This is a genomic window from Aquabacterium soli (assembly GCF_003933735.1).
Lineage (GTDB): Bacteria > Pseudomonadota > Gammaproteobacteria > Burkholderiales > Burkholderiaceae_C > Aquabacterium > Aquabacterium soli.
This window is the reverse complement of record NZ_RSED01000040.1, coordinates 1-10,282: the sequence shown is the minus strand read 5'-3', so window position 1 is coordinate 10,282 and position 10,282 is coordinate 1. Positions and strand designations below refer to the sequence as shown.

Annotated in this window: 4 protein-coding genes and 1 pseudogene; all 5 read left to right on the top strand. The window is 60.6% G+C overall.

All coding sequences use genetic code 11. From position 1 onward, the window contains the following. Positions 1–1,930 (top strand): annotated as a pseudogene (locus tag EIP75_RS24210) (hypothetical protein); the annotation flags it as partial. A 108-nt stretch (positions 1,931–2,038) separates the two neighbouring features. Next, positions 2,039–2,191 carry a hypothetical protein gene (locus EIP75_RS24205; RefSeq protein ID WP_158622970.1) on the top strand — a complete coding sequence of 51 codons (153 nt, stop codon included), beginning with the start codon at positions 2,039–2,041 and terminating at the stop codon, positions 2,189–2,191. 465 nt (positions 2,192–2,656) lie between these two features. Then, the gene (locus EIP75_RS23500) at positions 2,657–3,055 is read left to right on the top strand and encodes a DUF3592 domain-containing protein (protein ID WP_125245621.1); all 399 of its coding nucleotides are present in this window, start codon (positions 2,657–2,659) and stop codon (positions 3,053–3,055) included. 508 nt (positions 3,056–3,563) lie between these two features. Continuing rightward, positions 3,564–3,914, top strand: a complete 351-nt coding sequence (locus EIP75_RS23495; protein ID WP_125245620.1) for a hypothetical protein — start codon at positions 3,564–3,566, stop codon at positions 3,912–3,914. An 866-nt stretch (positions 3,915–4,780) separates the two neighbouring features. Beyond that, the coding region (locus EIP75_RS23490) for a carboxypeptidase regulatory-like domain-containing protein (RefSeq protein WP_199758688.1) at positions 4,781–10,282 on the top strand (5,502 nt) is incomplete at its 3' end.

Here is a 10,282-nt window from a genome sequence, read left to right as displayed (position 1 = left end):
CCCGCAAGGCCAGCGCAATGCGTGGGTGCCTTTAGATCCAAGCTTCAAGCAGTATGACAACGTACAAGGGGCTGGCGTGTCGGCCAATGTGCATCTCAATGCTGCCGCTGCAATTTCCGCCACGACCCAAGGAGCGGTGCTGAATGAGGCAGAGGGATGGATATCCGGTGTCAATGCTGCCGCGCTGACGAATGTCATTGATGGTTATGAGTCCGCGTTGGGTGCTTACATCAATGCCAATGAAGTGCGTGGAAGCTTTGGCAACGTGATCGGCCGCAAGATCATCCCCGTCATCAAGAATTCCCTTTTGTCGATGACGCTGCCGTATGGCGTTATTCAGTTGACTTCGGCCTCGCCATCCGTCTACCCCACGCTGCAGCACAAATTCACCTACAAGCTGTATGCGAGCGCATATGACAAATACGAAGACGTGCCCTTGCTCGAATTCTCAGAAAAAACAACGCAACTCTCGGGGAAGCGCCTTTCAATCACGTATGCGCCAGCTTCACAGGCAGATATGGATGTCATCAATAGCTATATGCCGGCACGTCATGCGGATGGGTCTGGTATTTCTCCATCCGAAGTGCCTCAAAGCCTGCCGGCCTACTTGATCAGGTTGAAAGCTCAGATTCGTGTGAACGGACAGGTTGCTGCGCAGTCTTCCCAAATCGTCTCGATGGGCATCAACTTGTACAGTTCAGGGGGGTTTACGCGCTTTGACGATATTTCGAATTGGGATCTGACCTCGGAGGAAAGCAATGTGGCTGGTCAGACCACCGCCATCGGTTTAAATATGGCGGGTTTGTCGGGGGCGCAAGTGGCTGAACTCAAAGACAGAATGGCCAGGACCAAAGCCAAGCTCTCGTCGGGTGATCATGCTGGCCTGGGGGTTGAAGAAATGGCAAGCGATTTGCTGACCACGGCCATCTGGAGCTGGTTCGCTTCAGCGGATGCACATTCGAGGGTGGTTCAAAGAGATGGGCGCATGGTTGAGTTTTCCGGTTTAAGCTATGGCCTGTTTCATACCATTGTGAATCCGCTGGAAAGCTGGGGTGTCGTTCGTCAGGCGAAGTTCTCGGGCCTGAATTTCGACATCGGGCATGTTCGATACCTGGGTTGGAGCGCTGACAACGATAAGGCCGGATGGGTCAATTTCAACAAGTTGCGCGGACGCTTCATGAGTGCGTTGGAACATGCGGTTCCGGAGCGTCTTTTCAGCGATGTCGCCTCTTGCAATGCTCGTGGAACGACCTCCCCAAAGCCCAATCTGCCTGCATGCTCGGAAGGTATCAGTGCTGTGAGTGCGATTGCAACTGCCGCCAAGGCAGGGCAGAAAATCTTCTCGATCAACTCGACAGTCTATGCAAACAACCCTGGCATCGTTCAACAGCGCTTGTCGGCTCACAGTGTTGAAACGCGTGCAAAAATCCAGGCTGCCTTGGACGCTGGCCAAGAAGTCATGATTCATGAGCGGCCCATCAGCAAAGATGGATGGGTGGGCGCAGGCTACACGGTGATTGATCCGGAAACTGGTGCTGGTGGCTATCTCATTGAAGGAGGCTCCAATGGCGCATGGTGGTCCGGTCTGTTCGCCGGTGTTTCGGTTGGGGCCACGATTGCGTTGATCGGCTTGCTGGTTGCCAATGCCTTGACCGGCACTGGCTTGGCCTTGGCTGCCGGGCTGTTTGGCAGTGTGATTGTGGCTGTGATGGCCGCGCTCATACTGGCCGTCATCATCAATCAGATTCTGATTTCCTACTACACCGATGATGCCAGTGCCTCGTGCTTCTGGGGAGGATTCGGGCTCGGAAATGCTGCGGGGGGACTCGTCCCAGGGCAATCGTACGTCACTGCGGTCATCAACTTCATCATGGCGGTTGTGTTCAGCAAGGGGGTCTCCGGGGACACATATGACTCCTGCAGCAAATAGCATATGTACCGATGGCCATCTGTGGCAGCTGGCTTTTATTGAGCGCAGGGCAGAATTTCGCTGACGATGGGTTTTTAATGCGGACCGCAGGCTGCTTGGAGCTGGGTAATGTCTGAGTTTGATCAAGCTATATACATTGCTGCATGCGTCTTGGCGGTGATTTCTGTGTACGTTCGTGTAGTGATGCACAAGCCCGCCGCGGCCATGTGGCTGATCAAGGCGGCCCTGCTGGTATTGATTGCCGGTATATGCCTGACCTGATAGGCATTGCGCTCTGCCCGCGGCGTGTCGGCGAATGGATCGATATCGATTCGTTTCCGAAGCACACCAAATTCACTCAAGGATCTGTCGATGAAGCACTTGCCCGTGCTGAATCGCTGAGTGCTCGCGCTCACCCTTTGCCTCGTGTCCTGGATGGTAAGTACCCAGCTGGTGCCTATGTCATAGTGCGCGTTGTCATGTGGCATTGCAAGTTCAGGATGCCGTGCCGTGCTACTGGATGAGTCTTGTGCGGCAGTCATGGCGCCACTGACGATACTGAAATGCTCTGGATGTTGTCGGCATATTGGCCTCGTTCATCATGGTCTCTTTCGGTGAGGCCGATGCGGCCCGCGAACGGATTGTCAGCGCTTCTTGTGATGGATATTTCCCGTCGAGGCGGATAGCAGAATGAGGTGGTCGCTACTTCCATTGTTTTTACTGGGCTTGTATTGGGTTGTCTCAGGCATGCTGAAGTGGAAGTCGATGCGCTCTGCCGCCGTCAACCGGAGCACGCTGCCGGTCGTAGCGTGCAACTCCAGACTGCAGGAAATCGTGCGCCGGAGCCGCTTCAGATGGGTGGAATATGTGCCATGCATTACCTACACCTACCGTGTTGATGGTGTCGATATTCAAGGCAGCCGCATCTATCTCGCAGGTGAGATCAGTCATACATCCCGCGAGAAGATACTTCAGTTCATTGAGCATCTGGCGCCCATGGCCGTCCATGTCAAAAGCGATGATCCTCAGGATGCGGTCTTGATTCCCAAACCATCAGATGCTTGGAGAGCTTCGGTGAGAGGAACTTTCGGGAGCGGCGCCGTGCTGGTGATGGCCACAACAGTGCTTTTCTTCCTGCTCCGCTGAATCCGCTAGGCGGGGCTGACCATCCAGTGGACGGCACCTCGCTGCGAGCCCTGTTGCCGGTTCATGATGTCGCAACAGGCATACTGCGCTGTTCATTGGGTCTAGCCGTGCGAACTAGGATCGGCGGGTGTCGCGGCGGCGGCCTGTTCTCAGGGTTGATATGCCTCTTTTTGCCCCTTTTTTTGAGTTGAAGTCCTGGCCGCGCTTCGTGGTCGTTCTTTTTTTAATCACCTGGCTTGCGATCGGTGGCTACTGTTGGATCTATTGGGGTGAAATGAGTTTTGGGGTAAAGGTGCTTTTTTCGGTGTTGGAGATGTTTTTTGCCCCAGATCTGAATGCCACGCTCAGAATTCTGAAAGGAGGGGCTCCTTGAGATTCCAGAAGATATTTGAATGATAGATTGAGGGGCGCATCAAACTTCGTGTGGCTGATGGCGTGGGTGGAGTTGGTGCGTATCGGGTTTTGCACTTCCCCCTTCTGGTGGCCTACTCATTGCTGGAGTGGCGCAATGAGGGGCTGTCCGGTAAATGAAGATTTACCCTCGCCGTTTTTTACTCGTCATGCTGGTGCTGGCCACGATTGCCGCAGCCAAGCTCAAATGTGGGTTGCGTTGGATAGTATGAATAATCTTTATCGTGCGATCGCCGTATTTCCCGTCCTGCTCCTTGGGATTCTTGCTCAGGATAAAGGGTTTTTTGTAACCTTCGGCCTGAGTATTTTGGTCGCAGCATGCATCTTCTTTCCGCCGGAGCGTTACTCGGGCATCTTTGCCGGGAAAAAGAAGTGGGTGGTTACCTTGGGTGTTGTCGTTCTGTTCGTGGTTTTCGTGGCGGAAGCGAATATCGCGAAGAGTGCCTGAGCATGCCCGCGGCGTGTCGGCGAACGAATCGATATCGATTCGTTTCCGCAGGACACCAGATGCACTCAAGGATCTGTCGGTGAAGCACTTGAGTCTCGTGCGACAGTCACGGACGCCGCTGACGATACTGAAATGGTCCGGATGTTGGCAGCGCATTGGCCTCGTTCATCATGATCTCTTTCGGTGAGACCGATGTGACCAGCGAACGGGTTGTCAGCGCGCGTCTCTGGGGAGCCATGATGGCGCCCCGTGGCAGGGCTGATTCTGCAGGGACTGCTGAAGCTGAGCCTGCATGGTTACCTATGGAGCATGGCCATGCTCTTTGTTCTGAATGCCGGCGTGAGTACGGGGTGGGTGACGGACTCGTTCCACCTCTTGGAGCCCCAACGTGGCGGATCGATTCCTCTGAAGTACCCTCCGCCACGTGATCGTCAGGTAGAAATTCAGGCGCAAGAAATCTTGAGCGCAAGATTCGCCGAGATTGGCCGCAGACCGCGACCTTCTTCTTGCTACCCCGTGCTGCAGACAGCCTCGAAACGGTATGAAAGCCAGGAGGGTTCCTGTGCCGATGTCATGGCTGCGGTCCAGCTGCTGGACCGTGCCAGCAATGCGGCCCACGGGCTATCGGCTTCAGCTCCGGCTGGCCCCCTGGATGCCAGGTGAACTCTGGGGTGCGTGACGTTGGTGTAGATCTCTTCCATTGAAGGTGCGGCTGTGCGAAGCCGCCATCCCTTTGCGCTCGTCCGCTGTGGTGGACACCCCTAAATGGGGAGGCGCGATCCTGGTGGCCCTGGGCTACATTCCTCACCATAAATTTGGGCTGTGCCACCGCCGGTGGCCACCACATGACATTCAGGGATACGTTGATGAAGCACTTGTCTGTGCTGAGCCGCTGCTTGCTCGCGCTCACCCTTTGCTTGGCCTCGTGGATGGTCAGCGCCCAGTTGGCGCCCATGCCGCAGAAGGCCCTGCAGTGGCTTCAATCCCAGGTGCAGTCCAGCGGCATCCTGGCTGGCGTCAACAACTCCGTGGGGACGCCTTTGCAAGCCCGTGCAGAGGTGGTCCAGACACTCCGTGCAGTGGCCACCACACCTGTGGCGATGGCCAGCGGTGTCCTGTCTGAGAACGCAACCGACACTGAACTGCTGTCTCGTCGCATCCTCTCGGGTGTGGATGGAGGATTGGCCGTCAACGATCTGCTAACGCAGTTGTCCGCCCGCCAGGCGGCCGACGGATCCGTCGGCGCGCATGAGAGTGAAGTCGGCAACGCGCTGGACACAGCCTGGGCGCTGCAAGCCTGGAAGGCTGCTGGCCAGGCTAACGCGGCCCCAGCCGTCAAGGCCCGTGCCTTCCTGGTTTCGCAAGTGGGGGCTGATGGTCAATGGTTGCCGCCCAAAGGCACGCCGGTGCCGGGGGCCTCGGAGCGCCTGCACGCCCAAGCCATGATCAGCCTGGGCTTGCAGACAGGCACAGAGTCGACCAGCCTGAGCGCGGTGGCCCGCCTCACCGATGCCTTGATCGGCCAGCAGATGGCCGATGGCAGCTGGGGTGCCGACGCGCTGCTGACGGCGCGTGTGCTGGAGGCCGTGGCTTCCGCCAAGGACGCTCCGGATGTCCGCTCCAAGGCCCTGCACTACCTGGAAACACGGCAGGCGGCCGATGGCAGCTGGGATGGTGATGCCTACATCACGGCAGTGGCCCTGCGCGGCATGACCGTCCAGCCCTCGGTCACCTTGCCCGAGAGCTCGGGCGGCGGTGTTTCTCCACCCGCATCCGCCACCACCAGCAGCATCACGGCGATCGTGGTGGATGGCGGCAATGCGCAGCCCCTGCGCGGCGTGACCGCATCCGTGACCACGGTGCCTGCAGCGGGCGGTGTCAGCACGGCCGCGGGCGCGGCGGCCTCGGACGACGCCGGCCTCTTCAAGATCGCAGGCTTGGCTGCGGGCAGCTATCGCCTGCAGTTCAGCCGCGCAGGCTACGACACGCGGTCTTTCGACATCCAGGTGGGCGCAGGTCAACTGGTCAATTTTGGCCAGGTGGCGCTGGCCGCCACCGCCACCTCGGGCATCGTGTCCGGGGTGGTGAGCAAACAGTCTGATGGGCAGCCCTTGTCTGGTGTGGCCATCAGCCTGGTGACTTCTGCCGGTACGCGTGCAGTCAACACCGACAGCCAGGGACGTTTCGAGTTCTCGGGTGTGCAGCCGGGCTCGCTGAGCATTTCCGCCACCGTCACCGGCTATCAAACGGCTTCAGGCACTGCCACGGTGGTGGCGGGGCAGCGTCTCGATTTCTCTCCGGCCTTGCTCGCTTCGGGTCAGCAGGGCGGCACCAATGCCACCTACAAGGCCAAGGTCGTCTCCGCCTTGTCCGACACCCCCTTGCCAGGCGCGAAGATCACGCTGTCAGCGCAGCCTTCCGGTGCCACCCTCAGCGGTGTGGCTGGCGCCGATGGCCAGGTCAATATCGCCGGCCTGGTGGCAGGCGAGTATGCGTTGACCTGCGAACTGCCTGGCTACAAGACGGTGAGCCAGCGCTTCGTGCTGCCTCCCAACACGAGTGTGGATGGCGGCACCATCCGCCTGGGCGTGGTCCTCAACACGGTGGACGTGTCCGGGCGCGTCAGCAATGACAAGGGTGTGGCCATCGCTGGTGCGGTGGTGCAGGTGTTCAATGCAGACAGCGCGGCCATCACGGTGACCACGGGGGCCGATGGCCGCTACGGTGTGTCGGGCGTGCAGCCAGGAGCGCTGCGGATCCGCGTGTCGGGCTCGGGGTATCTGGCCAAGGAAGCCGTACTGAGCGTGGGTTCCGGACAGGTGTCACAGGACTTCGTCCTGCAGTACGCGGCGCCGGCCAACCCTCTGCTCAAGGTCGCTGCGACGATGCCTGCTGCCCCTGTGGCCCAGGGCGCGCAAGCCCTTGTGGCGGCCCGCTTGACGAATGACGGCACCGCGGCCGCCACGGTCGCCGTCCATCTTGATGTGCTCGACCTTCAGGGCGGTTTCATTGGTGCGGGCACAGCCTTGGGCGCTGGCGGTATCCCTCAGGCTCAGTTCGTGGTGAGCGCGGGCCAGGGCGCAGATGTGCCGTTGGCATGGAACGTGGTGGGCGTGACGCCAGGGGCCTACAAGGCCTGGGTGCGCGTCTTCGATGCAGCATCCGGTGCCTTGCTCGCGCAGGCAACGGGGCCGATCAGCGTGGCACCTGGCGCGCAACTGCCTGATCTGGTGGTCCAGAGCGTCAGCCGTGGATCGGCCGTGTCCGATGCCAGCCAGTACACCGTCCAGGGCGCACTGAAGGTGCTCCTGGGCAACCGTGGCAACGCGCCTGCTGTGGGTGGGTTCGCCGTAATGGCCTTCAGCGATACCAATGGCAATGGTTCCTATGACGATGGCATCGACCAGGTGCTGGGACGCCTGCAGGTGACCCAGGCTTTGCCAGTTGGCGATCAGGTCGAGCTGGGTGTGCCGGTGGCCGGCCGCCTGCCTTTCCGTGATGCACCTGTGCATGTCCTGGTGGACAGCGACAAGGTGGTGGTCGAGAGCGACGAGGGCAACAACCTTGGTTGGTCTGCCGAGGGCGCACGGCTGCAGCCGCAGATCGGCACCTTCAAGCCCAAGCTGAAGTGGCACTGGAAGACATCGGCCAGCCACCAGTATTTCGACCGGGTTGAGATGGCGCCTGTCGTGGGACGCATCATCGACACCAATGGTGATGGTCGCATTGACGCTTCTGATGCCACGATGGTGGCGTTCGTGGCACACATCAGCAAGGGCGGCGAGGGCGTCATCCATGTGGTTCGGGGCGACACGGGCAAGGAGGTGCTGGCCATCCGTGATACCAACAGCCCCATTGGGGGTGTAGGGGGCGTGGCGCTGGCCGATCTGGATGCTGATGGTCGCCCCGAGATCGTGGCCATGGGCAACAACGGCAGCCTGCGTGTCTACCGAAATGACGGTACCCGGGTCTGGATCTCCGCCGCAGTGGGGCCATCGTCCCCCTGGGCCGCGCCCGTGGTGGCCGATCTGGATGGCGATGGTCAACCGGAAATCGTGGCCTGGCGCACGGTGTTCAACCGCGATGGCTCAGTCAAGTGGACGGCCAACACCAGCAACTGGGGTGGCAGCGCCCACAGCTCTTCCCTCCCCATCGTGGCCGATCTGTTCGGCACCGGCAAGCAGAACATCATCATTGGCGCCACCGTGTTCAACCACGACGGTACGGTGCTGTGGAACAAGAACAAGGACTGCTTCACCGCCGTCGCCGACTTCGACCGCGATGGTTTGCCGGAAGTGGTTTGCGTGTCTTCCGGCCGCGTTGAGCTGTACAGCCGTGATGGCACCTTGCGTTGGGGAACATCGCTGCCAGGTGGGGGCTATGGTGGACCACCGACCGTGGCTGATTTCGATGGCGATGGTGTGCCCGAAATCGGCATCGCAGGCAGCTCGCTCTATGTGGCCCTGAAATCCAACGGCATCGTCCACTGGACCAAGCCAATCCAGGACAATTCATCGTCGACCACGGGTTCCACCGTCTTTGACTTCGATGGAGATGGCCGTGCCGAAGTGCTGTATTCCGATGAGGTCAAGGTCCGAGTCTTTGCCGGCAAGGATGGCCAGGTCCTCTGGGAGATCCCGCATGAGTCCGTGACGTCGCTGGAATACCCGCTGGTGGTCGACCTGAACGGCGATGGCCATGCCGAGATGGTCACCGTGGGTTCTGGCTCTACCTACAACGGTGTCCGCGTCTTCGAGGATGAGAATAACTCCTGGGTGAATGTCCGCGAGGTGTGGAACCAGCATGCCTACAGCATCACCAACATCAACGATGACCTGACGGTTCCCCGTCAGCCTCAACCCTCCTGGCTGGCGCACAACACCTTCCGCCTGAACACCACGCCGGGTCGTTCGCCGACGGCCGTGGCCGATGGCACGGCCGGCGGGCTGCACATCGAAGTCAAGCTCTCCGGTGAGTCCTTGGTGCATGTCCGTATCGGCAATGCAGGCAGTCTGGCATTGCCCGCCAACACGGGCGTGGCGCTTTATACCGAATCCGCCTCCGGTGGGCGTACCTTGCTGTCTGTGAAGGAGCTGGGGCAGGCTCTTGAAGGCGGTCGGTTCATCGATCTCAACTGGGCGGCTCAAGCCCTCGGCCAGGCCGGCCGCCTCGTGGTGGTGCTCGATGACGACGGCACTGGCAAGTCCCGCTATTCGGATTTCGACCGCAGCAACAACACGGTCAGCCTGGATCTGCAGGGCGTGCCCGTTGCCTTGGGGCTGGCGGTCAGCACGGACAAGCCCTCGTACGAGGCAGACCAGCCGGTGATCGTGTCGGCTCGCCTGAGCAATGTCAGCGACACGCCTGCCCCCGGCGCGCGTGTCAGGCTGTCGGTGGTGGCGCCCGATGGACGGGTCATCGCCGTGCTGGGCGAGTTCACCACGACGCAGATCGGTGCAAGGGCAGTTGCGGACACCCCGGCGGTGTGGAACTCCGCGCAATGGCTGGCAGCACCGGGCTACCTGGCCCGGGCACAATTGCTCAACGGTGCTGGTGATGTGGTCAGCGAGCATGTCTCTGCCTTCGCCATCACGGCAGGCCCTGAGGGCACGCAGGTTCGCGCCACCATCAGAACGGATCGCCTGACCTACGGCCCCAGCGACACGGTGGCGGTGACCGACCGTGTGAACAACAACAGCCTGAACGCCGTGCTCGAATCGCTCACGGCCCAGACGAGCATCACGGCGCCCAATGGTGCATTGGTGTGGAGTTCATCGCAGGCCATCGAGCAACTGGTGGCGGGTGCGGGCAAGGAGTTGTCCTTCCGGGTGCCGTTGACCATGGCCGCAGGGACCTACACGGCACGCCTGTCGGTGAGCAACGCACAAGGTGCCGTGGTCGCGACTGCGCAGTCCGTCTTCACGGTGGAATCGACCGCAGTGAGTGGTCAGGGTGTCACGGGCGCACTGACCGTCGCGGGTTCTCCTGTGGCGTCTGGTGATGCCGTGGCTTTGAGCTGGCAGGTTCGCAACCAGGGCAATGGTGCCATCGATCCTGCCCAGGTCTTCATCCGCCTGGTCGATCCCGAGGCCGGCACGGAAGTGGCCAAACTGAATGCAGGCGCCATCGCACTGCCTGCCGGGCAGTCCCGTGCAGCCTCGCTGAGCTGGACCACGCCCGCCACACTGGTCGACAAGACCCTGGTGGCGGTGCTGACGGCGCAGGTGGGCACGGCGAGCATCGACCTGGCGCAGGCCAGCTTCGTGGTCACCAAGCCGCCGGTCAAGCTGGACGTGGCGCAGGACATCAAGGCTGGCGCGGGTGGCGCGGCCAAGGTGCTGGTGCTGTACGACTGCGAGCCCGACCTG